At 60.0% G+C, this 25,280-nt stretch carries 28 protein-coding genes; 12 read left to right on the top strand and 16 right to left on the bottom strand.

Annotated features, from left to right (window positions below):
- Positions 1 to 31: 31 nt before the first annotated feature.
- The 8 genes from D3Y59_RS12325 to D3Y59_RS12295 all read right to left on the bottom strand — a co-directional run bounded on the left by D3Y59_RS12325 (position 32) and on the right by D3Y59_RS12295 (position 7,269).
- Positions 32 to 310 carry a hypothetical protein gene (locus D3Y59_RS12325; protein ID WP_119445324.1) on the bottom strand — a complete coding sequence of 93 codons (279 nt, stop codon included), beginning with the start codon at positions 308 to 310 and terminating at the stop codon, positions 32 to 34.
- Between the two features lie 61 nt (positions 311 to 371).
- Positions 372 to 608, bottom strand: a complete 237-nt coding sequence (locus D3Y59_RS12320) for a GIY-YIG nuclease family protein (RefSeq protein WP_317127408.1) — start codon at positions 606 to 608, stop codon at positions 372 to 374.
- A gap of 43 nt (positions 609 to 651) precedes the next feature.
- Positions 652 to 1,059, bottom strand: coding sequence for a hypothetical protein (locus D3Y59_RS18345; protein WP_162910744.1), 408 nt, complete (start codon positions 1,057 to 1,059; stop codon positions 652 to 654).
- A 169-nt stretch (positions 1,060 to 1,228) separates the two neighbouring features.
- Positions 1,229 to 2,314 (bottom strand): glutamine-hydrolyzing carbamoyl-phosphate synthase small subunit, encoded by a 1,086-nt coding sequence (gene carA / locus D3Y59_RS12315; RefSeq protein ID WP_119445323.1) that lies wholly within the window; start codon positions 2,312 to 2,314, stop codon positions 1,229 to 1,231.
- A gap of 1,121 nt (positions 2,315 to 3,435) precedes the next feature.
- On the bottom strand, positions 3,436 to 3,894 hold the full coding sequence (locus D3Y59_RS12310) for a hypothetical protein (protein WP_119445322.1): 459 nt from the start codon (positions 3,892 to 3,894) through the stop codon (positions 3,436 to 3,438).
- Positions 3,895 to 3,935: 41 nt separating this feature from the next.
- On the bottom strand, positions 3,936 to 5,492 hold the full coding sequence (locus tag D3Y59_RS12305; RefSeq protein ID WP_205590831.1) for a hydroxymethylglutaryl-CoA reductase: 1,557 nt from the start codon (positions 5,490 to 5,492) through the stop codon (positions 3,936 to 3,938).
- A gap of 111 nt (positions 5,493 to 5,603) precedes the next feature.
- The gene (locus D3Y59_RS12300) at positions 5,604 to 6,389 is read right to left on the bottom strand and encodes an energy transducer TonB (RefSeq protein ID WP_119445321.1); all 786 of its coding nucleotides are present in this window, start codon (positions 6,387 to 6,389) and stop codon (positions 5,604 to 5,606) included.
- A 109-nt stretch (positions 6,390 to 6,498) separates the two neighbouring features.
- Positions 6,499 to 7,269: a WG repeat-containing protein gene (locus D3Y59_RS12295; protein WP_119445320.1), complete on the bottom strand. Its 771-nt coding sequence runs from the start codon at positions 7,267 to 7,269 to the stop codon at positions 6,499 to 6,501.
- A 197-nt stretch (positions 7,270 to 7,466) separates the two neighbouring features.
- Between D3Y59_RS12295 and D3Y59_RS12290 the strand changes: the two genes are divergently transcribed.
- The 3 genes from D3Y59_RS12290 to D3Y59_RS12280 all read left to right on the top strand — a co-directional run bounded on the left by D3Y59_RS12290 (position 7,467) and on the right by D3Y59_RS12280 (position 10,770).
- Positions 7,467 to 8,285, top strand: coding sequence for a phytanoyl-CoA dioxygenase family protein (locus D3Y59_RS12290; protein WP_119445319.1), 819 nt, complete (start codon positions 7,467 to 7,469; stop codon positions 8,283 to 8,285).
- 114 nt (positions 8,286 to 8,399) lie between these two features.
- On the top strand, positions 8,400 to 9,722 hold the full coding sequence (locus D3Y59_RS12285; protein WP_119445318.1) for an amidohydrolase: 1,323 nt from the start codon (positions 8,400 to 8,402) through the stop codon (positions 9,720 to 9,722).
- Between the two features lie 148 nt (positions 9,723 to 9,870).
- Positions 9,871 to 10,770, top strand: coding sequence for an ATP-grasp domain-containing protein (locus D3Y59_RS12280; RefSeq protein WP_119445317.1), 900 nt, complete (start codon positions 9,871 to 9,873; stop codon positions 10,768 to 10,770).
- A gap of 299 nt (positions 10,771 to 11,069) precedes the next feature.
- On the opposite strand, the gene D3Y59_RS12275 is transcribed toward D3Y59_RS12280, so the two are convergent.
- The 3 genes from D3Y59_RS12275 to D3Y59_RS12265 all read right to left on the bottom strand — a co-directional run bounded on the left by D3Y59_RS12275 (position 11,070) and on the right by D3Y59_RS12265 (position 13,564).
- Complete coding sequence (locus tag D3Y59_RS12275) at positions 11,070 to 11,855, bottom strand: SDR family oxidoreductase (protein WP_119445316.1); 786 nt, start codon at positions 11,853 to 11,855, stop codon at positions 11,070 to 11,072.
- A gap of 192 nt (positions 11,856 to 12,047) precedes the next feature.
- On the bottom strand, positions 12,048 to 12,764 hold the full coding sequence (locus D3Y59_RS12270; protein WP_162910743.1) for an outer membrane beta-barrel protein: 717 nt from the start codon (positions 12,762 to 12,764) through the stop codon (positions 12,048 to 12,050).
- 71 nt (positions 12,765 to 12,835) lie between these two features.
- Positions 12,836 to 13,564: a tetratricopeptide repeat protein gene (locus D3Y59_RS12265; RefSeq protein ID WP_119445314.1), complete on the bottom strand. Its 729-nt coding sequence runs from the start codon at positions 13,562 to 13,564 to the stop codon at positions 12,836 to 12,838.
- A 310-nt stretch (positions 13,565 to 13,874) separates the two neighbouring features.
- On the opposite strand from D3Y59_RS12265, the gene D3Y59_RS12260 reads away from it, so the two are divergent.
- A complete protein-coding gene (locus tag D3Y59_RS12260; protein ID WP_162910742.1) occupies positions 13,875 to 14,465 on the top strand; it encodes a hypothetical protein in 591 nt (196 codons plus the stop codon).
- Between the two features lie 270 nt (positions 14,466 to 14,735).
- Positions 14,736 to 16,139 carry an APC family permease gene (locus tag D3Y59_RS12255; protein WP_119446452.1) on the top strand — a complete coding sequence of 468 codons (1,404 nt, stop codon included), beginning with the start codon at positions 14,736 to 14,738 and terminating at the stop codon, positions 16,137 to 16,139.
- A gap of 51 nt (positions 16,140 to 16,190) precedes the next feature.
- Here the strand turns inward: D3Y59_RS12255 and D3Y59_RS12250 are convergent, their stop codons facing one another.
- From D3Y59_RS12250 to rocD, 5 genes are all read right to left on the bottom strand, one after another.
- On the bottom strand, positions 16,191 to 16,700 hold the full coding sequence (locus D3Y59_RS12250; protein WP_162910741.1) for a hypothetical protein: 510 nt from the start codon (positions 16,698 to 16,700) through the stop codon (positions 16,191 to 16,193).
- Positions 16,701 to 16,792: 92 nt separating this feature from the next.
- Complete coding sequence (gene hemB / locus D3Y59_RS12245) at positions 16,793 to 17,785, bottom strand: porphobilinogen synthase (RefSeq protein ID WP_119445311.1); 993 nt, start codon at positions 17,783 to 17,785, stop codon at positions 16,793 to 16,795.
- Positions 17,786 to 17,855: 70 nt separating this feature from the next.
- Entirely contained in the window at positions 17,856 to 18,383 is a 528-nt protein-coding gene (locus D3Y59_RS12240) for a hypothetical protein (RefSeq protein ID WP_162910740.1), read from the bottom strand.
- A 222-nt stretch (positions 18,384 to 18,605) separates the two neighbouring features.
- Positions 18,606 to 18,842: a hypothetical protein gene (locus tag D3Y59_RS12235; protein ID WP_162910739.1), complete on the bottom strand. Its 237-nt coding sequence runs from the start codon at positions 18,840 to 18,842 to the stop codon at positions 18,606 to 18,608.
- Positions 18,843 to 19,101: 259 nt separating this feature from the next.
- The gene (gene rocD / locus D3Y59_RS12230; RefSeq protein ID WP_119445308.1) at positions 19,102 to 20,364 is read right to left on the bottom strand and encodes an ornithine--oxo-acid transaminase; all 1,263 of its coding nucleotides are present in this window, start codon (positions 20,362 to 20,364) and stop codon (positions 19,102 to 19,104) included.
- A 309-nt stretch (positions 20,365 to 20,673) separates the two neighbouring features.
- On the opposite strand from rocD, the gene D3Y59_RS12225 reads away from it, so the two are divergent.
- The 7 genes from D3Y59_RS12225 to ftsY all read left to right on the top strand — a co-directional run bounded on the left by D3Y59_RS12225 (position 20,674) and on the right by ftsY (position 25,215).
- Positions 20,674 to 21,054 (top strand): RidA family protein, encoded by a 381-nt coding sequence (locus tag D3Y59_RS12225; protein WP_119445307.1) that lies wholly within the window; start codon positions 20,674 to 20,676, stop codon positions 21,052 to 21,054.
- Between the two features lie 9 nt (positions 21,055 to 21,063).
- Positions 21,064 to 21,222 (top strand): DUF5522 domain-containing protein, encoded by a 159-nt coding sequence (locus D3Y59_RS18340; RefSeq protein WP_162910738.1) that lies wholly within the window; start codon positions 21,064 to 21,066, stop codon positions 21,220 to 21,222.
- Between the two features lie 133 nt (positions 21,223 to 21,355).
- Positions 21,356 to 21,595, top strand: a complete 240-nt coding sequence (rpmB, locus tag D3Y59_RS12220; RefSeq protein WP_059068864.1) for a 50S ribosomal protein L28 — start codon at positions 21,356 to 21,358, stop codon at positions 21,593 to 21,595.
- Between the two features lie 182 nt (positions 21,596 to 21,777).
- Positions 21,778 to 23,427, top strand: a complete 1,650-nt coding sequence (locus tag D3Y59_RS12215) for an aminopeptidase P family protein (protein WP_119445306.1) — start codon at positions 21,778 to 21,780, stop codon at positions 23,425 to 23,427.
- Positions 23,428 to 23,639: 212 nt separating this feature from the next.
- The gene (rpmG, locus tag D3Y59_RS12210; RefSeq protein WP_059068866.1) at positions 23,640 to 23,822 is read left to right on the top strand and encodes a 50S ribosomal protein L33; all 183 of its coding nucleotides are present in this window, start codon (positions 23,640 to 23,642) and stop codon (positions 23,820 to 23,822) included.
- Between the two features lie 8 nt (positions 23,823 to 23,830).
- Positions 23,831 to 23,992 carry a DUF4295 domain-containing protein gene (locus D3Y59_RS12205; protein WP_078062888.1) on the top strand — a complete coding sequence of 54 codons (162 nt, stop codon included), beginning with the start codon at positions 23,831 to 23,833 and terminating at the stop codon, positions 23,990 to 23,992.
- 242 nt (positions 23,993 to 24,234) lie between these two features.
- On the top strand, positions 24,235 to 25,215 hold the full coding sequence (ftsY, locus tag D3Y59_RS12200) for a signal recognition particle-docking protein FtsY (RefSeq protein ID WP_119445305.1): 981 nt from the start codon (positions 24,235 to 24,237) through the stop codon (positions 25,213 to 25,215).
- Positions 25,216 to 25,280 lie beyond the last annotated feature (65 nt).

The following is a 25,280-nucleotide window of genomic DNA, read 5'->3' as shown; positions in this document are numbered from 1 at the left end:
TTCGTTGGCAACGGTTGCGTTACGGTTTTTTTTAGTACATAATGACGTCTACCAAAGGCATATTATGTTCCTGAATCATTTCGATTGCCAGAAGTAAACGGCTTAAATACTCGTCTCTATTGTCCGATTTGCCATAGCAGAAAGCAAACTCTTTGTCATCGACCGTTAGCTTGAAGCAATAGCTGTTTGAGCTTGCTTCGTCCATATACTCCGCTACTTTTATTGCGCTTACTTTTTCAGTATCAAACAGCAAAAAAGGTTTCTCGCTATCGAAAGCTTTTCGCGACCTGTAGATTCTTACCTCAGACATGGTTGTGCTTGATGAATTTTACCCTGCCCACGTTTCCAAATCAATGGCCTGCCAAGTTGGGTTAAACGCGGCAATCAGCGCGTCTTTCTTGGCTCGCGTCCAGCTTTTCTCGCGCTATGGCTTGCGTCGCATCTGGGCATATTTTGAAATACACTAGCAAGTCCACTTGATATCGTCCGGTAAACTTCCCGGCGTCGCCTCGACCGCTGCAATGCTCGTACAGGCGACGTTTAAGGTCATTCGTAACGCCAATGTAGAGCACGGTCTGGGTAGGGTTGGTCAGGATGTAGACGTACATGCGAGTACAGTAGTTAAAAGCTTCGTGATGTTGTTAATTAATCTTATAGTAGGGCGAATAGATATATTAATAAAGATGATAGAAAAGAAAGTATTATATAAATACTTCTTACTCTTCTTTGATATATTTTTTCCGTGCCTCGCCACATACCAGCCATTGTATAAAAGTTGTTGGCATATCTTTTGTAATTTACAGCAAACAGGGTGATTGTTAAGGCAGCAAGTAGAATTTTTCCCCATTTTAAACTTGTTATTAATTCAAATTCAGCAATCTTTCTATTGAGCATAGTCACAAAGAATCCAATATAAAGACCCTGCATTAATGATAGCAACCCTATAGCTCTGATTGCCTCACTTCCATCTTTTTTAAAAAATAATTCTGCTAATCTATAAAACGCATAATCGAATGGTCTAAGCAACTTTTTTAACACAGTTTGATGTCTGATTTTCATGTACAAAAAATAAGGTAGCAGATTACTGGTATTTCATCCAAAATTTCATATTGAGCTTGTTTAAGCATCTCTGCTGCTTTGTTCTCACGGTAAGAATTGCTATCAGTAGAGATGCTTCGACAAGCTCAGCATGACGTTCTTTTTCGTCGTGCTGAGCTTGGTCGTTCGCCTACTTGCCAGCCTTGTACTTCTCTACCTCGTCCAGGAACTGGTCGAACAGAAACTCCGTGTCCTGGGGGCCGCCGGCGGCTTCGGGGTGGAATTGGGTGGAGAAGAAGGGTTTGGTCTTGTGCTTAATGCCTTCGCAGGTGCCGTCGTTAAGGTTCTCGAACAGCATGTCCCAGTCGGCGGGCAGCGTGGCCGTGTCCACTGCGAAGCCGTGGTTCTGGCTGGTGATGTAGCTGCGCTGGGTGCCCGTGAGCTTGACGGGCTGGTTGTGGCTGCGGTGGCCGTACTTGAGCTTGAAGGTGTCGCCGCCGGCCGCCAGGCCCATGAGTTGGGAGCCTAGGCAGATGCCGAAGATGGGCTTGTCCTGCGTCAGCGCCTTTTGCAGGTGCTCGATGGTGGCGGTGCACATTTTCGGGTCGCCGGGGCCGTTGCTCAGGAACAGGCCGTCGTAGTCGAGCTGGGTGAAGTCGTAGTCCCAGGGCACGCGGATCAGCTCCACGTCGCGCTCCAGGAAGCAGCGGATGATGTTGGTCTTGGTGCCGCAGTCCACCAGCACGATTTTGTGTCTGCCCGTGCCGTAGTGCTGCACGCCCTCGGGGCTCACCTGGGCTACTAGGTTGTCCTGGTTGGGGTCGTGCAGGGGCACGTCCTCTGCGGCCACGATTTTACCGAGCATGGCGCCCTTCTCGCGCAGCTTTTTGGTGAGCATGCGCGTGTCCACGCCGCAGATGCCGGGAATGTTGTATTCGGCCAGCCACTCGCCCAGGCTCTTGGCGGCGTGCCAGTGGCTGTGCTCCTCGGAGTAGTAGTTCACCACCAGGCCCGCCACGTGAATCTTGTCCGATTCGAAAATGCGGGAAATCGACTCGTATAGCTCCTCGCCCGGCACGCCGTAGTTGCCCACGATGGGGTAGGTGAGCACCAGTATCTGCCCGGCAAAGGACGGATCGGTGAGGTTTTCGGGGTAGCCGGTCATGGCCGTGCTGAACACCACTTCGCCCGCGGCCGAGGTAAACGCCCCGAACGATTGTCCTTGGATTTCGGTGCCGTCTTCTAGCACCAGCTTCACCGATTTAGCGTTTTCCACTCTGTTGTGCGAAAAAAGGGTTTATGGTAAGGACCTCACCCCCCGGCCCCCTCTCCAAAAGAGAGGGGAAGCCAGACGGAAAGTTGGGTCGATTGGCTTGTTTGGTTGAGTAGTCGCGGCGGGCGCATCAGTAGCGCGGAAAATCTGTTCCGCGTGGCGCCGCAGGCGCCAATTGGGTACCGCCCAAACGCTCCGGAACTCGCCTGCGGCTCGTCGCGAACCGCAGGTCGGCGGAGCCAAACGGATTTTCGCGTTACAGCGGGCTTTCGGGGCGCGCCGAAAACAAATTCGGCTGGAACAGAGCCTGATATCAGGGGTCTATTCCAGCCGAATGCGGATTGGTACCGAACGGAGGCGAAAGAAAGCAATTCCATCGGCCCCGGGCCCGGTCGGTGGCCGCTGTCGAACAACGGCAAACCGGGCGAATACGACGGCCGAAACGGGGATTGGGCGGCCGTGCTTTCGGGGAAAGAACCGGCCAGGGGCTGCGCAGTTGTAGGAAACGGCAGCGTGCAGCTTATCAAAAGGTGAGCTTTGCTCGTGAACCTCGTGGTGCCACTCATTAAGGCCGCAAGTTAGGCTACAAGTCGCTTAACTTTTCACCTCTGCCGGAATAATTGCGCACAGCGCCCGCAAAAATTGGTCGATGTCCGCGCGCTCGATGTAGTGGCTGTGCCGATTGAAATTATGGCACAACGGCTGACAAGGTAGAGTCGTGCTCTTCCTTGTCATTCCAGATCTGCGCACCTAGGGACGAACCGCCGTGACGTCGTTGAGCGAATAGGCGTTGAAAAGACTCATCTGGGGTTGAAGCTGAAATACTGTTTCGGCTGCAATAAGCCCGTCATGTCAAGCCCCGTCGAGACATCTCGCCGGATAATAATATTCTATCGGACATCAGCAGGCGAGATGTCTCGGCTACGCTCGACATGACGGCCTGAATTGATGGCAATGAAGCACGCAAGATGTCTCGACAAGCTCGATATGACCCTTCTGAGGGGTCGACGTGACGGCCTTACGCGGTAGGGCCCATCGACTGCGCGGACGTTGGATGAAGCATGCCGTAGTTTGCCTAGGTCGTGCGGGCGCGAGAAATTTTGAGGAGCCAGAACACCCGGTAGCTACTTGCTGGTGGGTTTGGCGAGGGGAATGGTCAGCTCAACATCCACGGGTTTGCCGTTTTGGTAGCCCGGCCTGAAACTGCCCATCAACTGAAAAGCCCTGGCCAGCGCCGGGTCGGTGGCCGCTTCCGAATCGGCCGATGCGGGACCTAGGGCGGGAAAACGAGGCTTGCCCGTTTGGTCGACCACAAAGGTTAGGTAGGCTCCGCTGCCGCTGGCCGCGCCGCGCACGCGGCTGCCGATAAACGCCTGCAGCCCGGCTTTGCCGCCATCCAAATACACCGGCATTTGCTCGACGTAGCGGTAGAGCTTGCGGCCGCCCAGCTCGGAATGGCGCCCTGGGTCGGGCGCCATGGCATTGGGCATGGGGTTGGCGTTGTGTTGCGCCGCTGCCGCCGAGCTGGTCAGCAGCAGAGCACCTAGGCCCAACAGGGCACAGCTATATTTCAGCGAATGCATTGGCGCAGAGGTAACGAAAGGAGTAAGCAAAATGGCGCCGGCTACCGGTTGCGGCCATACTGCTCGTGCGAGCTTACCCAATCGGAGCTGCTGATGGCGGCGGCCAGGCTTAGCTCGCCGGCCAGCACCACGCCGGCCACTATTTCGGCAAACTTATTAACGGTGCCGCGGCCGGTGCAGCCCAGCATGCGCAGGCACTCGTTTTGGGTGGCCAGGCCGGTGCCGCCGCCGTGGGTAGCCACAATCAGCGACGGAATGGTGATGCTCAGGTACAAGTCGCCTTCGGGCGTGCGCTCCGAGTAAATAATGCCCGCCGACGATTCCGCTACGTTGGCCACATCCTGGCCCGTGGCGATGAACATGGCCGTGATGCCATTGGCCGAGTGCAAGCCGTTGTTGTTGGCGCCCGACATAAACGCGCCCACGTTGGCCACCTGCCCGTGGTAGGCCAGTTGCTCGGGCGTAACGCGCATGCGCTGCTGCAGCACGTCGCGCTTAATCAGGGCTTCGGCCACCACGCGTTTGCCGCGGGTGCGCATAACGTTAATCTGCGAGGCTTTTTTATCGGTGGCGAAGTTCGACTCGAGGTAGAAGTTGCGGATGGGCGCGCCCTGGTAGTTGGCTAGTATCCAGGAGCAAGCCGCAAACGTGGCCCGGCCCACCATGTTTTGGCCCGCTGCATCGCCGGTGCTGAAGTTGAAGCGCAGGTAAGCAAATTTGTTGGCCAGGTACGTGTCGATGTACTGCAGCTTGGCCACGCGCGAAGTGGCTTCGGCCTCGTGCCGGATTTTGTCGATGCACTCCTCCACCCAGCGGCTGAAATCGCGGGCGCCGCGGGCGTCGTCGAACACAAACACGGGGGCGCGCTGCATGGCGTCGCCGATAACGGTGCACTTTACGCCGCCGCTCAGGTTGAGCAGCTGCATGCCGCGGTTGTAGCTGGCTACCAAGGTGCCTTCGGTGGTGGCCAACGGAATGAGAAAGTCGCCCTGCGCGTGCTCGCCGTTTACGCGCAACGGCCCGGCCAGCCCGATGGGCACCTGCGCCACGCCCACGAAATGCTCGCAGTTGCCTTTAAGCGCGTGCGGATCGAAGGAGTACTTGGTGATGTGCTCGAACTCCTGGCCGGTGAAGTCTTGCGCAAAGCGCTGCCGGGCCTGGATGGCGGCTTCGGCGTAATCGTCGGGCTCGAAGCGCGGGATGCGCACGCGCTGGTCTTGCTGCACAATGGCATCTTCCACCTCCACTTGCAGCTCGCCGAAAGGGTCGGTCTGGAACTGCAATTGCACGGGGTGCATGCCCTCGGGCAGCGGGTTGGTGTGCAGGCGCAGCGTAATGCTGTGCCCCACGGGAAACTCCAAGCCGCCGTTTTCGCCAAGTTCCGTAGCCGGCCGAATGTTGCCGTTGCCTAGGTCAATAGTAATCTGCTCCGGACCTAGGGCATGGCCGTTTACCCGAACCTGGTCGATGCGCGTAAGGCGAACCGTATCGAGGCGGTTTTTCAGCGAGAAAGCAACGCCGCCGTTATCGGGTAAGTTGTGCAAGCTGCCGCGGGTATACAGCAGCTTCAGCAGCATGGGACTCGGGGTGAAGATCATGGCCGGAGGAAGGGTGAGGTCTGGCTATAAGTATAAGCTTTTATGACTTCAGTACTACTGCCGAGTCACTAGGTTGTCGGCCTGGTAATGTTCCGCGTGCCTCCTCGGTGTTTACTTCTTGTTATCAAACGTGATAGGTATCGTGAAGCCTGCTTCGATGGGTTGGCCATTGCGGTAAGCAGGTACCCAATTTGGCATCTGTCCAACAACCCTAAGCGCCTCCGCATCAAGCGCCGGATCGGTACCTTTCACCACTCGCGCATCTTTAATGGCGCCGGTTTTTGTAACAAGGAAGCTCACAAAAACTCGACTCGATGCAGTGGTAGAAGGATAGCGAAGGTTGCTACGCAGATAAGTAAACAAAGCCTCATGGCCGCCTTTAAATTGGGGCATTTGCTCAAGCATCACGCCGTAAACATGCTCTTCTTGTTGCGCCTTCACAGCAGTCGGTGCGTTGCCGTGTAGCTCCGAAGCTTCATCCCCTAATCCGGACAACTCAATTCCGAGCGTTTCCTCTTCTTTGGTATGCTTGTGATGCAAATGCTTAGCAGCGCTTTTTTGCGTAATGGTGCGAGCTTTTTGCCGCACCTGCGCCCACGCCTGCTGCGCCGATAAGCTTTCCACAACCACCAGCACCAAAGCCGCCAAACACCACCGAAGCTTTGGCCGCAGCCTAGGTGCCGCAGCCAATTGCGCCTGCCGAAAGCGGCCACACAGCCGGCCATCGGGCGAGGCAGCCCGGGCTTCGGCTAGCTCAAGTTGCGTGGCGTTGGTGAAATCGTGCACCACGCGCTGGCAGTCGGCGCAGAAATGCCCGCCTGGCACGGGCGTGAGCTTATCGGCCGCCACGGCGCAGGGCTGCAGCCGAACGTTGGTGATGGGCAAGGCCTGAAGCATGCCTAGGTGATTTTAGCTGAGTGGTAAACGCCGGGGCCGCCGTGGTATACGGCGCCGGTGCAGCAAGTTACCGCCAGGGCCAGTTGGCGCAGCTTGTGCCCGATTTAGCTTAATCGAAATACTCGCGGCCTTCGTCGTCCACGTAGCCTACTTTGCCCTCGGGGGTGATTACGCGGGCCACGCCGGCCACAAAGGGCTCGGCAGCGGCGTACTTGGGCTTGATGATGAGCTTGCCGTTGGGCCCTAGGTAACCGAAGCGGCCTTGTTGCTCCACAATGGGGTAGGCATAGCCGTTTTGCTCGCTGGCCCGGATGTTGTCGAAGCTAAGAGGCAGGCGCTGGCGGCCGCGGTTGTCTACCACGCCCCACTTGGGGCCTTGGCGCACCAGCAGCAGGCCGTCGTGGTAGAGGTCCTGCACCTCGTCGTACACGGGGGGCACCACGGCGTCGCCAATCGAAAAGCGGAAGCCCACTTTGCCGTTGCGGCGGAGCGGGTCGCCTTGCGCTAGGTAATCTTCCTCGGCTTGCTCGCGGGGCTCGGTAAGCCGGTGGCCCGATATATCGATGTCGAAGGTGTCGCCCTTGAGCACCACCGTGGCGCGGCCCTGCTGAAAGTTGGAGGCCCGCTCGAAATGCACGGGCGTGATGGCATTGCCGCCGCCATCGATGTAGCCGTAGCGCCCACCCATGCGCACCCAAGCCACCTCGTCGACGAACGGGCCGGCCTCGTCGTAACGCAGGGGCAGTACCATGCGGCCCTGGCGGTCGGCGTAGCCCCACTGGTTGCCTTTGCGGCAGGGCACCAGGCGGGCAGGAGCAGGCTGGGCCGCTGCGACATAGCTGAGCGCAAAGGCCAACGGCAGCCAAAGGATGCGTTTCATGCGGTGGAGGGCTGGAGGTGGGTGGAGAAGTAGCGTTCCAGCATCCCGAAAATACACAACTTTTGATAAAGCAAGCGTCGAGCTAGTCAAACCAATGTTTAAGCTAGCGGAAAGCCATGTTGCAGCCCGCTAAAGATGCGTAATTTGGCAGGGCTGAGGCTTGCTGATGCAGTAGAGGCGGTATTCGGCACTGGTTTATGCAGCTATCTGCCGATTATCCCCGCTTTTGCTTATCCGATTTGCAGCTCACCCGCGAGCAAAAAAACTTTTTTGGGCAATACGGCTTTCTTCATTTTCGGCAATTTGTAAGCCCGGAAACGGTGCAGGTGCTGCTACAGGCCATGGAGCAGTTGCAGCAGCAATGGCTGGCCAGCGGCGTAACCAAAATCAACGGGGTGCCCATCAAGTACGGCCGCGATGCGGATGGCACGCGCATGGTGCAGCGGTTTGCCTTTGCCTCGCAGCACAGCCCCGCGCTGCACGCATTTCTGCAGGATGCACGCCTGCCGGCCCTGTTCGAGCTGCTTGATGCGCCCGGGGCCCGCATCGGCGAAAACGAGAAGAACGGCCTCGTGGTAAATCACTACGTGAACGAACCCAACAGCACGTTTGCGCAAATGGGTTGGCACACCGATGCCCTGCGCGACGTGTTCGAGGGCCAGCGCGTGGGGCCTATGCTCAACGTGGGCCTTCACCTCGACGACTGCCCGGCTAGCAATGGCGGCTTGCGGGTGCTGCCGGGTACGCACCGCCAACGCTTGCGCGAGTTGCTGTTTCGCAAAAAGTACTTCGCCAGCCACGAGGCCGACCCCAACGAGCTAGCCATTGCAACCCAGGCCGGCGACCTTACCGTGCACGACGGCCGCATGTGGCACCGCGTAGCCCGCTCGCCTTTGGTTGGTGCCGCTTCGCGCCGCCGCGTTATGTACGTGCCCATTGTAGCGGGCAAGTACCAGCCAAAGCACGCCGCAGCACCTACGCCCTTGTACCTGCGTTTCCTGCACCTGGTAAAGTAAGGCCCTAGGTGCCAGTTGCCGCGTGCTGAGACAGGCAGCGGCACCTAGGGCGCGTGCAATTGGCTGCGTGCCGTGTTGTACCTTGGCGGCATACTGATACCATACCTGGCGCCAATGTTCCGCCTTCCTGTTTTGCTGGCCGCCGCTGCTGGGCTGCTGGCGTTAAGCTCGGCCCCGGCCGCAGCCCAAAAGAAAAACCCTTTAGCCGGGCGCATCGATGCGCTCGCGGCGCGCGTAGAGCCGCAGGTAATTGCCTGGCGCCGCGACATCCACGAGCACCCCGAACTGGGCAACCGCGAAACCCGCACGGCCGGCATTGTGGCCGCCGAGCTGAAGCGCCTAGGCATGGAAGTGCAAACCGGCGTGGGCAAAACCGGCGTGGTCGGCCTGCTGCGCGGCGGCAAGCCCGGCCCCGTGGTGGCGTTGCGCGCCGACATGGACGCGCTGCCCGTTACCGAAGAACGCAAGGTGCCGTTTGCCTCCAAGGAGCGCACCCAATACAACGGCCAAGAGGTAGGCGTGATGCACGCCTGCGGCCACGACAGCCACGTGGCCATGTTGCTGGGCACGGCCAACGTGCTCAGTCAGCTGAAAAAAGACCTGCACGGCACCGTTAAGTTCATCTTCCAGCCCGCCGAAGAAGGGCCGCCCGCGGGCGAGGAGGGCGGCGCCGCCCTGATGGTGAAAGAAGGCGTGCTCGACAACCCGAAAGTAGACGCCGTGTTTGGCTTGCACGTCAACGCGCAAACCGAAGCCGGCCAGATTAAGTACCGCGCCGGCGGCATGATGGCCAGCGCCGACGTGTTTCAGATTCGGGTGAAAGGCAAGTCGGCGCACGGGGCCTACCCGTGGCTGGCCGTCGATCCGGTGGTTACGGCCTCGCAGATTGTGGTAGCCCTGCAAACCATCGTGAGCCGCGAGGTGCAGCTCACCGACGACGCCGCGGTGGTTACCGTGGGCATGATTCATGGGGGCGTGCGCAACAACATCATTCCAGAGCAAGTGGAGCTGCAAGGCACCCTGCGCGCCCTCAATGCCCAAACCCGCGCGCAGCTGGCCCAAAGCGTGCGCCGCGTAGCCACCAACATTGCCGAGGCCACCGGCGCCACCGCCGAGGTGGAGGTGCGCCCCGCCGCCCCGCTTACTTACAACGACCCGCGCCTGCTGCAACAAGCCCTGCCCACGCTGCGCAACGTAGCGGGCACCAGCGCCGTGAGCGAGATGAAAGCCGTAACCGGCGCCGAAGACTTTGGTTGCTACCAAGAGAAGGTGCCCGGCGTGTACCTGTACCTAGGCGCTATGCCCAAGGGCGTGGACCCCGCCACCACCGCGCCGCACCACACCCCAGGCTTCTTCCTCGATGAAAGCGGCTTTGGCCTAGGTGTGCGCACCCTCGCCAACCTAGCCGTCGATTACCTCAGCGGCAAGATGAAGTAGCTGCCGCAAACCTCGTTGCTTTACCTGTTACAAGCCCGCCGTACCTAGGTACGGCGGGCTTTTTATTTGAGCCAGGGCCCCGATGGTGGTACCTTTGCGGCCCATTTTGAGCCGCTGCACCTAGGGCGGTTTTCTTGCTTTCGTACCTATGCATATTGCCTTAGTTTCTTGCGATGCCCTGGCGCAGTACGCCGCTACCAACGTAGCTGCCGAAGACCAGCAGCTTGCCGATTACCTCCGGGCCCGCGGCCTGCAGGTCAGCTATGTTTCCTGGACGGACGCCCGCGTGCGTTGGGAAGCCTTTGATGTGGCCGTGCTCAAATCGCCGTGGGATTATTTCGACCGCCCCACCGAGTTCCACAACTGGCTCAACGAGCTCGATGCCCGCGGCGTGCGCCTGCTCAATCCCACCAGTATTGTGCGCCACAACGCCGATAAGCTGTACCTGCGCGACATGGAGCAGGCCGGCGTGCCCATTGTGCCCACGCACTGGCTGCCCCGCGGCAGCCGCGTGGAGCCCGCCGCGCTGCTGGCCGAGCTGGGTACCGAGCGCCTGGTGCTGAAGCCCACCGTAAGCGGCGGCGCCAAGGACACCTTTGCCCTAGGTCTGGACGAAGCCAACGCGGCCCTGGAGCAGCTGCAGGCTTTGGTTGACGAAGCCGACTTTATGGCCCAGCCCTTCCTGCCCCAAATCCAGACCACGGGCGAGTGGTCGTTGGTGTTTTTTGGCGGGCAGCTCAGCCACTGCGTGCGCAAAACCCCCAAGTCGGGCGACTTCCGGGTGCAGCACTTCCACGGCGGCGCCATTCATGCCGAAACGCCGCCTGCCGCTACGGTGGCCGTGGCGCAGGATATCGTGGGTCGCTTTGCGCAGGGTTGCCTTTATGCCCGCGTGGATGGGGTAGAGGCCCCCGCCGGTGGCTTCTGGCTGATGGAGCTGGAAATGATAGAACCCTTCCTGTACATGGATTCGGCCGGCGAGGTTGCCTACCAGCGCTACTACGAAGCCTTGCTGCGCCTAACCCAACCCACGGCGGTGAAACTGTAGCAGCGTGTAGCGCGGACTTTGTAGTCCGCGTCCACAGATAGTAATTTCTGTTTCCGGACCTAGGGCGTGCGGCGGTGTAGCGCGGGCTTAAGCCCGCGTTTGCTAGAACGAAATCGTTAGGGCAAACCCGCGCAACACCGCTCGTTCGCGCCAGCGCGGACTGAACCGCAGGAAGGCGTAGCCAAGTCCGAGCTACACCGCGCCGTATTCCTAGGTCTAGAAACAGAAATTACTATCTGGGGACGCGGACTACAAAGTCCGCGCTACACCGCGCTACTGCCGCGCTACACGCAGTCGGGCTAAAAGCCGTAACCCACAAAGCCGCCATCTACAGATAGCGTTTGGCCGGTGATGTAGCTAGCGGCCGGCAAGCTCAGGAAAGCCACGGCCGCGGCTACTTCGTGCGGCTCGCCCACGCGGCGCATGGGGGTGCGGTCGAGCACGTTTTGCAGGTAGCTCTCGTTGCTGAGCACCCCGGCGGCCAAGGGCGTGCTTATATACCACGGCGCCACACAATTCACCCGAACGCCATCGGGGGCCCACTCGGCGGCTAGGTAGCGGGTAAGCTGCACCATGGCGGCCTTCGTCATGGCGTACACGGCGCCGGTGCGCACGGCGGTAAGCCCCGCCACCGACGATATGTTCACCACGCTGCCCTGCCGATTAGCCTTCAGCAAGGGGTAAGCCAGTTGGCACAGGTGAAACGCCGAATCGAGGTTGGTTTGCATCACGTGGCGGTACTCTTCGTCGGAGTACGCCGTGGTGGGCTTGCGGATGTTGGTGCCCACGTTGTTCACCAGCCCATCGAGCCGGTCAAACTGCGCCTGTACCTGCTCCATCAGGGTTTTCCGACCTAGGGGCGTGCTTACGTCGGTGGGCAGGGCGTGGGCATCGAGGCCTTGCTGCTGCCACTCGGTTACGGCCTGCTGCAACGGCTCGGGCCGCCGCGCGGCCGCCACCACTGTAGCTCCAAAACCCAGGAGCTCGGCCGCCACGGCCGCACCAATGCCGGCCGAAGCACCCGTTACCAGAAAAACACGGCCTTGCAACGACCAGCGCGTGGCCGCATCAGCAGGAAAAGGCATTTTGGTAGTTAGTAGTTAGCAGTTAGTATTTGGTATTTGGTACTGAGACGTGAGTAGTGAGCTGAAGTACTGCGTGTTGAGCGTCGAAAGAAGCAGTTAAGAAATGGCACTGGATGCTGATTGCTCAGTATTGAATACCACGTACTCAATACTTCATACTCACGTCTCAATACCCAGTACCCAATACCAAACCTACTCACCTAATTGGTATTCCAGCTTGAAGGTAACGGTGCCGTAGCCATCGTTGCGGTCGGGGTTGCCGCGCTGGCTTACGTCGTCGAGGTGGTCGGTGGTGGTGAGGCCATACGCGCCCTCGGCCGTGAGCCAGAACCGCCGCGTCAGGAAAAACGACAGGCCGCCGCCCACGGGCACCGTAATGGCCGTGGCGGTGTAATCGGGCCGCTCGGCCGGCAGAAACTCGGTGTTGTTGGCGGGGCGCTCGGTGCCGTTGTAGGCTTTGGGGTTGTAGAGCAAGTAGCCCACCCCGGCCTTCAGAAACGGTTTTACGCGGGCAAAGCGGTTGCGCGTACCCGCGTACCACGAGGGGTCGCGCAGGGGCTCGTAGCGCACAAAGGCCGTAACGGCCAGGTTGCGCCCCCTGAACGCGAGGTTACGCTCGGGCAGTTGGTCGCGGGCGCCAATCTGAAACGCGGTGGCTTCGCCGCCCACGCTCCAGTGCGGGCGCCAGGTGTACACCAGGCCCAGCTGCCCGGCGGGCCCAATAAAGTTGTCGCCTAGGCTAGCGGTCAGGTCGCCGTTGTACAGGGCAATGCCGCCGCCGGCCGACAATCGCAGCGGCCCGCGAAAAAAAGCGCGGCCTTGCGCGTCGAAGTGGCGGCGCGGGGCTTGGGCCGAGGCGGCCAGCGGCGCCAGCAAAGCTGCTCCGAGCAATAAGTTGGTGATGCGCACGTAGGAGAGGATTGGTAAGCAGCCCGCTTACGCCGGCGGCGCGGGCTGCGTTGTGAGCCAAGGGTTGCGGCCTACTTAAACAGGCCCTTCGGGTCAGGCATTTTTTCCTTCAGGCTGGTTACCAATTCAAAGTCGACGCCGCTGAAATTGAGCGTGCTGGCTTTGTGCAACGACTCCCAGGCCTGGGCATACTCGTTTTGGTAGAATTGCACCCACGCCAGCTGTTGCCAGGCGTAAGCGCTGTTGGCATCGGCGGCCAGGGCCTTGCGCAACTGTTCCTCGGCCGTTTTCAGGTCTTTAGCCTTTTTGGTTTGGTTGTAGCGCAGCAGGTAGCCGCTGCCTAGGTCGGTGAGCAGCTGGGCGTTGTTGGGCGCCACCGCTAAGCCTTGGCTGAATAGGCCGATGGCTTGATCGGGCGAGGTATTGGCGGCCAGCAAGCCCAGGCCGCGGTAAGCGTCGGGGTTTTGTGGATCGAGCAGCCAGGCCAGGTTAAAGCGGTACCGGGCCGTATCGGCCTTGCCTTCGGTGAGGTACTCGTAGCCTTTGTTGGCAAAAAACTGGCTGGCCTCGGTGCGCGACTGAAAGCTTTGCTCCAGGCCTTTGAGGTACGGCTCGCCTACCAGCTGCTGGGCGGCTTGCGGCGTGAGGCCGCCAAACAGCGGCAACTGCCGCCGCGCCACCACCGATAGCTCGGCCGCAGCGGCGCCTTTTACTTTGGTTTTGACCTTTTGGGCCACGGCCGGGGCAGTTGAGCTCAGCAGCAGGACTGCCAGTGCCCCAATCAGAATAGGGTATTTCATGGACTACGGTTTTCGCCTTGCTGGGTAAAGGTAAGAGGCACCCATGCCAAGGCCATCAGCTAAACGCACCTAGGGGCGGCGCTAGTACGCGCCGCGGCGCAAGCAGCAGCACGGCAGCATAATATAACTGCTGGTTGCACCCCAAGCCCGCGGCCCGAAGCGCAGCTAGGCTGGCACACGCCTGTGCGTTGTAGCCAAGGAAGCGTAGTGGAACTGGGTAATGATCAAGATGATTAAATTAATCATATATATTAAAGCTGCGTTGCTGATGCTGCACCGCCCGTCTCAATTCACCACCTATTTCGCTTTCATGAAACACCTTTTCCTCACTCTGTTGGCCTTAAGTACCATTGGCTATGCTGCGGCCCAGGGCAACCCCTCAAGTGCCCAAGCCGAAGCGGCGCGCAACAACCCCTGCACCGACCCGTGGATCAACATTGCTTGGCAGCAGCTCAGCAGCCGGCCCAACGGCGAGCAAGGCGTGTGCGACTGCGACCCGCGTAACTACAACAACGGCTCTTGGAGCAATTTTGCCGAGCTGCTCGGCTACGTACGCCAGTACCGGAGCAGCGCCGTGCGCCTCAACTACGCCAAAATGCAAGACGGCTCGTACGTAGTGCAGGCCATTTATAACAACGCGCCGCTCGGCATTGTGCGCGTGGATGCACAAGGACGCACGCTGGCCTCGGGAGGGTCGGCCGTGGCGGCCGGCGGACTGGGCACGCTGGGCGCCAGCAGCCGCAACCACCGCACAGCAACCAGCAACGGCAGCTTTATGGTAGGCGTAGGCGGCCAGCAGCTGCGCAACGTATTTCCGAATCAGCCAGGGTTTAGCTACACCACGGCTTCGGGTGGGCAGGCCATCCGAACCAGTGGGCAGGGCGCTATTGCTACAAACTAGCGGCAGCAGCACCTGACCCTCAACGCAACGGCGGCGGCCGCTACCCGGCAGTAATACCGGGTAGCGGCCGCCGCCGTTGCGTTGGGCTGCCCGACCTAGGGCTGCCGCCTGGCTTGGCCGGCTGACCCGGTGACATTTTCAAGCACCAATTCAGCCGAAAACTAGCGGTTGCGTGCCTATACCGGGTTTGTTTGAGTGCCGCTGAGTCCCTTGGTGCGCAAAAGCAGTTATTTCGCCTGCAGGCTCGCTACCTTACAGAGCAACTGCGCCATGCCCCCAACCTCCGATACCAACCCGCCCGATACGCTACGCCGCGAACTGGGCCTGCTGCAAGCCACCGCCCTCAACATGATCGACATGGTGGGCATTGGGCCGTTTGTGGTGCTGCCGCTGGTAATGCAATTGCTGGGGCCTTACTTTCTGTGGGCGTGGGTGGCGGGGGCGGTGCTTTCGGTGGTTGATGGGCTGATTTGGTCGGAACTGGGCGCGGCGCACCCCGAGGCGGGAGGCTCATACCGCTTTCTGAAGCTGGCCTACGGCGAGCAGACTTGGGGCCGCTTGATGTCGTTTTTGTACGTGTGGCAAACCTTGGTGCAAGCGCCCTTGGTGGTGGCCTCGGGCGCCATTGGGTTTGCGCAGTACTTTGCCTACTTGGTGCCCTTGCCCGCGTGGTGGCAGCCCAAATTGGTGAGCGGCACGGTGGTGGTGCTGCTGGTAGCGCTGCTGTACCGGCGCATTGGCTCGGTGGGCAAGCTGGGCGTGGCTTTGTGGGTGGGTGTATTGGTGCTTATGCTAGGCCTGATTGGCAGCGGCCTGCTGCTGGGCCGCGAGGCAGTGCCCTTTCCGCCACTTACGCCCGTAGCCGCCGCCGATGCCGCCAAGGGCTGGTTTGTGTTGCCGGCGCTGGCCCTAGGTCAGGCCAGCGTCAAAACCATTTACAGCTACCTGGGCTATTACAACGTGTGCCACCTAGGCGCCGAAATCAGGCAGCCGGCGCGCATCATTCCGCGGGCCATCTTTCTGAGCATAGTGGGCATTGCCGTGCTGTACTTGCTGCTCAACTACAGCGTGGCGCGCGTGCTGCCCTGGGCCGAAGCGGCGCAATCGGAGTTTATTGTGAGCACGTTTGTGGAGCGGCTCTTCGGCCACACGGCGGCGCTGGCGGCCACAGCGCTGGTGCTGTGGGTGGCGTTTGCTTCGTTGTTTGCGGTGCTGCTGGGCTACTCGCGCATTCCGTACGCCGCAGCAGCCGATGGCGAGTTTTTGCCGGTGTTTGCGCGCGTACACCCCACCAAGCACTTTCCGCACGTATCGTTGCTGGTGTTGGGCGGGGCGGGATTTGTGTTCAGCCTGCTGTTCAAGCTTTCGGAGGTTATCAGCGCCATCCTGGCCATGCGCATTTTGGTGCAGTTTGTGGGGCAAGCCGTGGGTTTGGTGCTGCTGCGGCGCCGGCGCGGCACAGCAGGTTTGCCCTTCCGGATGCCGCTGTACCCCTTGCCCGTGGTGGTGGCCGTGGTGGTGTGGCTGCTGGTGCTGGGCAGCACGGGGCTGTCGTTTGTGCTTTCGGGCCTGGCCGTAATTGCTGCGGGCGTGGTAGTTTTTCTGATCAGCAACTCACGGCAGGGCCGCTGGCCGTTCGGAGCGCAGCGAGGCTACTCGGAGGGTGCTAAATAATTGATGGGTTCCTAGGTGTTTGGCTTGTAACAAGCAGCAAGCAGTAGCAACTCAGCGCGTCATTTCGTAGGGGCCGCCGCGGGTAGTAAACAGCACCGGGCGCTGGACCGGGGTAGTACGCAGGTAGCGGGCCAAAAAAGCCTGGCTGTTGCGCAGGCGCGCTTCGCCGCGCTGTACCACGGCCATTAGCTCGCGCACCGTGGCTTGGCGCGTTTCGTCCTCAAACGCTACCGTGGCCAAAATGCCCCGGGCGCGTTGCAGGTTGGTCGCTACGGGCGGCAGCATTTGCTGCAATTGCGCGTCGGTTTTGCGGGGCTGAAACCGATGGTTGTAGAAATCAAAAAACGCGTTCAGTTGGGCAATGGCCTGCTGGGTGTGCTGCTGGGCCTCGTTGTAAGCGGCTAGCATACTGTTATGGCGGGTGGCCCGCTCGTTGTAGGCGCCGATTGCTTCTTCCAGCGTAACGGTATCCGAGGGCATAGCCCGCTGCGTTTGGGCTTGCGCGCTAGTGGGTTGCAGCCACAATCCGGCTGCTGTCAAGATAAATAAGCGGATAGGCATAAATCAGAGGGTATCGGAAGGTAAGAGAAAACGAAATTGGGCAAACCTAGCGCTGTTACGCCAAATTTGCCCAACCTCAGAAGAAGCTAAATTTAACCGCGGCGTAGCACCTGCGCCGCTTCCTTGGCGAAGTACGTCAGGATGGCGTCGGCGCCGGCACGCTTGATGCTCATCAGCACCTCCAGCATGGTCCGCTCGCCGTCAACCCAGCCGTTTTGGGCGGCGGCTTTCACCATGGCGTACTCGCCCGATACGTTGTAGGCCGTTACGGGCAAGGTGGTGTTGTCGCGCACTTCCCGAATTACGTCGAGGTAACTCAGCGCGGGCTTAATCATCACCATGTCGGCGCCTTCCTGCTCGTCGAGGCGCAACTCCCGGATGGCTTCGCGGCGGTTGGCCGGGTTCATCTGGTAGCTCTTCTTGTCGCCCTTTTTCGGGGCTGAACCTAGGGCGTCGCGGAACGGGCCGTAGAAAGCCGACGCGTACTTGGCCGTGTAGCTCATAATGCTCACGTGCGAGAAGGCGTTGCGGTCGAGCACGTCGCGAATCCAGGCCACGCGGCCGTCCATCATGTCGGATGGCCCGATAATGTCGGCGCCGGCGCGGGCTTGCGCCAGGGCCATTTGGCCGAGCACCTCCAGGGTGGCGTCGTTCATGATTTCGCCCGAGTCGGGGTCCACAATGCCGTCGTGGCCGTCGGAAGAGTAGGGGTCCATGGCCACATCGGTCATGATCACCACATCGGGAAAAGCCTTCTTGATGCGTTCCACCGTGCGCACGTACAGGCCGTCGGGGTTGTGGCTTTCCTTAGCGAGGCGGTCCTTCAGGCGGTCATCGATGCTCGGAAAAGGCGCAAATGCCTTGATGCCTAGGTCCACGCACTGGCCGATTTCATCGAGCAGGCGGTCGGCCGTGAAGCGCTGAATGCCCGGCATCGACGTTACCTCCACGGTTTTGTTGTCGCCCTCGATGAGAAACAACGGAAAGATGAAGTCGTGCACCGACAGCGTCGTTTCCTGCACCATGTTGCGGATGACTTCGGACTTGCGGTTCCGCCGGGGGCGGTGGGTGGGAATAAGAGCCATAGGAAAAGTAGATCAGCCGGGCAAAACAGCCGGCGCAAAGATAAAGTTGCGGGCAAGAGCGCACGCCAGGCTAAGGCAAGTTGCCATTGACGAAGGTTCCGAACAAGCCCACCAGCATGCCCACGGCCATCAACACCAACGCCACCAGCAACCCAAGCCAGCCTCCTAGCCATACGCCTAACCCAATGCCGCCCAGGGCCACCACCCAACCGAGCAACTCCAGCCAGGTGCCCTTGCCGACGCGCCGCGGCCGTGCCTGCTGTGCCGCGCTATGCGAGCGGCGCGCCACGCGCGGCAAAACAGGCGGCAAAACAGTACGAGTTAGCCGGGCCGGGGCAGGGGTACCGGCCCGCACCGCGGCTGGCTGCAAACGCAGCCGGGGCTGTTCCGCCGCTGCGGGCGGCGCCGACAAAGCCGTAACCACACTGGTTTCGGGCGCAGCCAAGCGCACGGGCTTTGGGTGAACCAAACCGGGTTTTACGGCCACGGCAGCAGGCACCGACGCCGAGCGGTAGGCAAAGTAACATGCCTCGCGCCCCGGGCGGCAGCTGCCCAGCAGCGCCGGCAACAGGCAAGCAAGGACAAGGAATTTGGGCATGGCTCAACAACATACGCCAAAACCTCGATGGCCAGCGCCTGATGGCAAATCAGGCCGCGGCTCTGGAGGGCGTCGGGCCTTGCCCTAGGTGCAAACCGTGGCCTGGCCCAAGGCAGCCCGTTGGTTAGGCGGCAAGCGGGGCGCATCAACCGCCCGCAAACAACATTGGCCCGGCATAATTGCCGGGCCAATTGTCATTTACCAAACCATAATGATGTATTCCTATTGGCGGTTGCTTTTTGCCCTGGGTGCCGCCGGGGCCTCCACCTCGGAGGCCGGCACCACCACGCGCGTTGGCTCGGGGCTTTGCGAGTCGTGCATCAGCACCACCCGCGTGCTATCGGCTGGGAGCATGGCCACAGCTGGAGAGGCGTGCGAACCAAAAGCCGAACGGCTGGTTTGGCAACTGGCCAAGCCAAGGGCCGACATACCGAGCAAAAGGGCGTAACGAGCTAACATAAACGGGGAATAAAAAGCACTACCAACGGCACAAACCTAAGCGGTGCCGCAGTGGCCAAACCGCGGCACTGGCCGAAAGCGTTCCGCGGCGCTCCGAATTGCCGCATTGGCTGGTCGGACGCTTTGTAAATGCTTGGGCTATAACCTAGAAAGCGCTTTAAGACGACCTCGATCAACGCCCTAGGTGCTGGCCCCAAAAACACAAGCGGACGACCTAGGGAAGGTCGTCCGCTTGGTACGCGCTGGTACTGCCGGAGTGCTAAAACTCCATGATTACTTGCTCGATGATGTCGCAGGCTTCGTGCAATTGCTCCTCGGTGATAACCAGCGGCGGCGCAAACCGGATGATGTCGCCGTGGGTGGGCTTGGCCAGCACGCCGCGCTCCATGAGCGTTACGCACACATCCCAAGCGGTGCGGCCGTCGGAAGCCGGCTTAATTACCACGGCGTTCAGCAAGCCTTTGCCGCGCACCAGCTCCACCACTTCGGGGCGCTTGGCCTGCACGCGGCGCATCCGCTCGCGGAATACCTCGCCCAGAGCCCGGGCGTTTTCGGTCAGTTTTTCTTCGAGCAGCACATCCAAGGCAGCCACCAACACGGTGCAAGCCAAAGGGTTGCCGCCGAACGTAGAGCCGTGCTGCCCGGGCTTAATGCCCAGCATGATTTCGTTGCGCGCCAGCACGGCCGATACCGGCAGCACGCCGCCGCTCAGGGCCTTGCCCAGAATCAGGATGTCGGCGTGTAGGCCCTCGTAGCACGAAGCCAGCAGCTCGCCCGTGCGACCTAGGCCCGTCTGAATCTCGTCGGCAATCATCAGCACGTTGTGCTTTTTGCAGATGGCGTGCGCGTGGGCCAGGTAGCCATCCGAAGGCACTACCACGCCGGCTTCGCCCTGAATGGGCTCAACCATGAAAGCGCACACGTGCGGTTCCTGCACCGCGGCCTCTAGGGCGGCCAGGTCGTCGTAGGGTACTACTTGGTAGCCGGGCATGTAGGGGCCGAAGCCGCCCGTGCTGTCGGGGTCGGTGCTGAAGGAAATGATACCCGTGGTGCGGCCATGGAAGTTGTGCTCGGCCACGATGATGCGCGCCTGGTTGGGCGCAATGCCTTTTTTCTCGTAACCCCAGCGGCGGGCCAGCTTCAGGGCGGTTTCCACGGCTTCGGCACCCGAGTTCATCAGCAGGGCTTTGTCGTAGTTGAACAGCTCGCACAGGTACTTCTCGGCCCGGCCCAACTGGTCGTTGAAAAACGCGCGCGAAGTGAGCGTAAGCTTTTGCGCCTGCTCGATAAGGGCATTGATGATGCGCGGGTGGCAATGGCCTTGGTTTACGGCCGAGTACGCCGACAGAAAATCGTAGTAGTGCTTGCCTTCTACATCCCACAGGTGCACGCCTTCGCCGCGGCTCAGCACCACCGGCAGGGGGTGGTAGTTGTGCGCGCCGTAACGGTCTTCGAGCTGCATCAAATCGTGGCTGCTCAGCTGAATGGGAGCGGCGGTGGCGGGAGGCGTGCTAACGGACATAGTGGGAAATTTTTAGGAAGCTAAACATGGGTGCGATGCCCAAAAGTACGGATTTCAGGCTGCGTGGGTATGGCCAGGCAAGCGTCTGAACAATAACAAAATAGGCTTGGTGCCGTGAACTTCGCATACCTAACCTCTAACTGCGGCCGGGGTTCGGGTACCTAAAATTCAGCCGCGAAGGCCCGCTGCCGGTGCTGAAGAATAGCCCGCGCAACAGCGCGGGGAAGGGGCCGGGTGCCCGGCAGGCGGCGGGTACCTCGGCTTTGGGTAATACCTTTGCCCGGCAACCAACCTCATGCTTTCCAGCACATGCAATTCATCCACCACCCCGATGCGCCCAAAGCTGTTGGGCCCTACTCGCAGGCCATCGTAACGGGCGGTCTGGTGTTCTGCTCGGGCCAAACGCCCCTGAACCCCCAAACCATGCAGCTCGAGGGCACCACCATTGAGGTTCAAACCCGGCAGGCGCTGGCTAACCTAGGTACGGTGCTGTCGGCGCACGGCCTGGGCCTGCAGGACATCGTAAAGACGACCGTATTCCTGAAGAACTTCGCCGACTTTCAGCGCATGAACGCCGTGTACGCCGAGGTATTTGGAGAGCACCGCCCGGCCCGCACCACGGTAGAAGTATCGCGTTTGCCGCTCGAAGCATTGGTTGAGATTGAATGCATTGCGGCCGTACGGGGTTAGAGAAGCCGCATGAAAACCAAACCCCAGCCGCTGCAGCCCGGCGACTTTTACTACACCCCCGAGGGCTACATGGTGTTTACCGAGCAATACCATTTGCGCCGCGGCAATTGCTGCGGCAACGGTTGCCGCCATTGCCCCTGGAAGGCCAAAAAAGCCGTTAAGCGCTAAGAGCGGTAGCGCTTCAGCCAACTAGGCAACAAGCTCTGCCTCATGAATTTTCGGCAGAAGTTTGACTAATCCGGAGTTTTGCCGATATTTGCGCCCCTGTTTCCCGCATTGTCATCTCAAGTAACACATAGCCATGGCCCGAGTTTGTGATCTGACCGGCAAGCGCACGCGCGTTGGTAACAACGTGTCGCACGCCAACAACAAGACGAAGCGCAAGTTCTACCCGAACCTGCAGAAGAAGCGTTTCTACATCCCCGAGGAGGATGCATGGGTAACCCTGCGCGTAGCCGCTTCTACCATCCGCACGATCAACAAGAACGGCATCATGGCCGTGTTGAAAAAAGCTAAGCAAGAAGGCTACGTAGTTTACTAAGCTACGACGCGTGCCCGTTTTCGGGCGCATGGCTTACTGCATATCTCAGAAGCGAGATTTTGGCCGATGTTGCCGCCTGTGGCGCGCAACCTTCAGCCAAAATCTCGCTTCTTTTGCTTTAGTCGCCTAACCTACTAACTCGCACCACCGCAACTGCGCACCTCACGGCCGCGGCTTTTACTATGCTCCGAACCCCGTTGTGGCTCCGCCAAGGAGCTTTTGCCCTGCTCTGCCTAGGTGCCCTAGGCCTCGAACCCGCCCAGGCCCAGCGCCAGGCCACCAACGAGCGGCCCACTGATTTTTTGAGCGCTGATTTTCACAAGGGGCGGCGCGAGCTGTTGCGCCAGCAAATGCCCGCCGGTTCGGTGGCGGTACTGTTTGCCTCGCCGGTGCGCAACCGCGCCAACGACGTAAGCTACATCTACCACCAGCACCCCGACTTGTACTACCTCACGGGCTACACCGAGCCCGATGCCGTGCTGGTGCTGTTTAAAGAACCGCAAAACCTAGGGGGCCAAGCGGGCATAACAGAGGCGCTGTACGTGCAGCCGCGCAACGCCGGCCGCGAAATGTGGACGGGCCGCCGCCTAGGTAAAGATGGCGCCAAGCAGCAACTGGGCTTGCAGTACACCGCCGACAACACCGAGTTTGCTGCCGCGCCCATAACGTGGAGCAACTTTGGGCAGGTGCTGATGCTGACGATGCCGGCCGATGCAGCCAACGACCCGCGCAACCCGGCCGACCTGCACGACTTAGTAGCCAGCTTCCGGCAAAAAGCCAATTTGCCCGCCGATTTCAACCCGGCGGTAGGCGAAGCGCACAAAATGATTCAGCGCTACGGCACGGCCAACGCAACCGAGCTGCGGCCCTACCTCACCAACCTCGCAAGCGCCCAGCCGCAACTCGCCACCGACGCTTATGTGCAAGCCTACCTCAAGGCCGAATCCGACGCCGACCGCCAGAAAGTGGTAACCTCGCGCCCGGTTTCGCGCTTCGATGCCACCACCCTCGACGAGCTGCTAAGCCAAATGCGCGAGGTAAAGACGCCGGAGGAGCTGAAGCTGCTGCGCCAAGCCGTGCGCATTTCGGCCGTGGGGCAGCAGGAGGTGATGAAGGCCACCAAGCCCGACATGGGCGAAATGGAAATCCAAGGCCTGCACGAGTACGTGTACAAAAAGTACGGGGCCGAGTTCGAGGGCTACCCCAGCATTGTGGGCGCGGGCAACAACGCCTGCGTGCTGCACTACGAAACCAACGACAAGCCGCGCATTGGCAACGAGCTGCTGCTGATGGATTGCGGGGCGGAGTACCACGGCTACACCGCCGACGTAACGCGCACCATTCCGCCCTCGGGCAAGTTTTCGCCGGCGCAGCGCGAGATTTACGAATTGGTGCTGGCAGCCCAGGAAGCTAGCTTTAAAGAGTGCAAACCCGGCGCCGAGTTTCAGGCCCCGCACAAAGCCGCGCAGGCCGTTATCACCGAAGGCCTCAAGCGCTTGGGCATCATCAAAACCGACGCCGAAGTGCGCCGCTATTTCCCGCACGGCACCTCGCACTACCTAGGGCTCGATGTGCACGACCGCGGCACGTACGGCCCGCTGCGGGCCGGCAACGTGATTACCGTGGAGCCGGGCATCTACATTCCCGAAGGCAGCCCCTGCGACAAAAAGTGGTGGAACATTGGCGTGCGCATCGAGGACGACATTCTCATTACCCCATCGGGCTACGACAACCTCTCGAAGGAAGCACCGCGTACGGTAGCCGATATAGAAGCCATGATGGCCAAATCCAGCGCCCTCGACGACTTCAAGCTGCCTAATCTGAAGAACTAACGCGCCCATTTTCAGCGTCGATAAAAGCGCGCCTAGGCAAGCATATGTGCCTGGGCGCGCTTATTTTTGCAGCAACCAAGGCGCAAAGCACGATTTCCGGGTGGGTATAAATAGCCCCCGCAACGGTTTCTACTTCTGTTGTTTGACATTGTCGAAACAACTCGTATCTTTGCAGTCCTAAAATCGAAAACCCACGTCCTGACTGTATCACGATGGCCAAGAAAGGAAACCGGGTGCAGGTAATCCTGGAGTGCACCGAGCACAAGAACTCGGGCCAGCCGGGCACCTCGCGCTACATCACCACGAAAAACCGGAAAAATACGCCGGAGCGCATTGAGTTGAAGAAATACAACTCGGTGCTGAAGAAAATGACCGTCCACAAAGAAATCAAGTAAGCTGAGTCATGGCAAAGAAAGTAGTTGCTACGCTGAAGACTTCGGGCGGTAAGGATTGGGCCAAGGTTATCCGCGCCGTCCGCTCGCCCAAAACCGGTGCCTACACCTTCAAGGAGGAAATGGTACCCGTTGACAAGGTGCAGGAGTTCCTCGCCTCCGGCAGCAAGTAAGAATTTACCGAGTGCGTACGGTCGAACGGCTGTGCCAACGCCCATCCGGTTCCCCTCGGGGCAGCCGCTACGCACTCGTCGAATAGTGAAGAAGTCCCGCCTTTTCGTGGGACTTTTTTGCGTTGTTAGGGCTTGGTGATTAGGGCTTAGGTCTTAGTTGCGTGCCCTTGGCTGCCAAAGCCAAACTTATTGGCTTAGCGTGTTGCGCTAAGTACCAAGACCTAATCCCTCAGACCTAACCCATGGGCCTTTTCGATTTTTTTAAGAAGGACAAGGAAAACAAAGAGCAGCGCGAATCGCTGGACAAAGGACTGGAGAAAACCAAAACCAGCTTTTTTGACCAACTAAGCAAAGCCGTTGTAGGCAAGAACACCGTCGACGAAGAAGTGCTCGACGACCTGGAATCGGTGCTGGTGCACGCCGATGTGGGCATTGACACCACCGTGAAGGTGATTGACCGCATCGAGAAGCGCGTGGCCCGCGACAAGTACGTGGGCACTTCGGAGCTCGACCGCATTTTGCGCGAAGAAATTGCCGACCTGCTCCAGAAAAACGACTCCGGCTCCACGGCCGTGCTCGAGCGCGCCGACCGCGAGGCCAACGGCCAGCCCTTCGTGATTATGGTGGTGGGCGTGAATGGCGTGGGCAAGACCACCACCATTGGCAAGCTCGCGCACCGTTTCCACTCGGCCGGCAAAAAAGTAGTCCTAGGTGCTGCTGATACGTTCCGGGCCGCGGCCGTCGATCAGCTCATCATCTGGGGGCAGCGCGTGGGCGTGCCGGTTATTTCGCACGGCATGAACACCGACCCGGCCTCCGTGGCCTACGACGCCGTGAAGCGAGGCGTGGAAATGGAGGCCGATGTGGTCATCATCGACACCGCCGGGCGCCTGCACAACAAGGTGAACCTGATGAACGAGCTGAGCAAGATTAAGCGCGTGATGCAGAAGGTAATTCCCGACGCACCGCACGAGGTATTGCTGGTGCTCGATGGGAGCACGGGCCAAAACGCCTTTTTGCAAGCCAAGGAGTTCACCAAAGCCACCGAGGTATCGGCCCTGGCTATTACCAAGCTCGACGGCACGGCCAAAGGCGGCGTGGTTATCGGCATTTCCGATCAGCTGAACGTACCGGTGCGCTACATTGGCGTGGGCGAGAAGATGACCGATTTGCAGCTGTTCGACCGCCGCACGTTCGTCGATTCACTGTTCTCGAAGAAATAGTTTCTCACCTAGGTGGGCACTCGGAGCCGCTGCGCGTAACGCGCAGCGGCTCTTTTGCTTAGGAG

This window comes from Hymenobacter oligotrophus (assembly GCF_003574965.1).
Taxonomy (GTDB): domain Bacteria; phylum Bacteroidota; class Bacteroidia; order Cytophagales; family Hymenobacteraceae; genus Solirubrum; species Solirubrum oligotrophum.
Note: the sequence above shows the minus strand (reverse complement) of the source record. Positions and strands in the feature narration are given on the sequence as shown.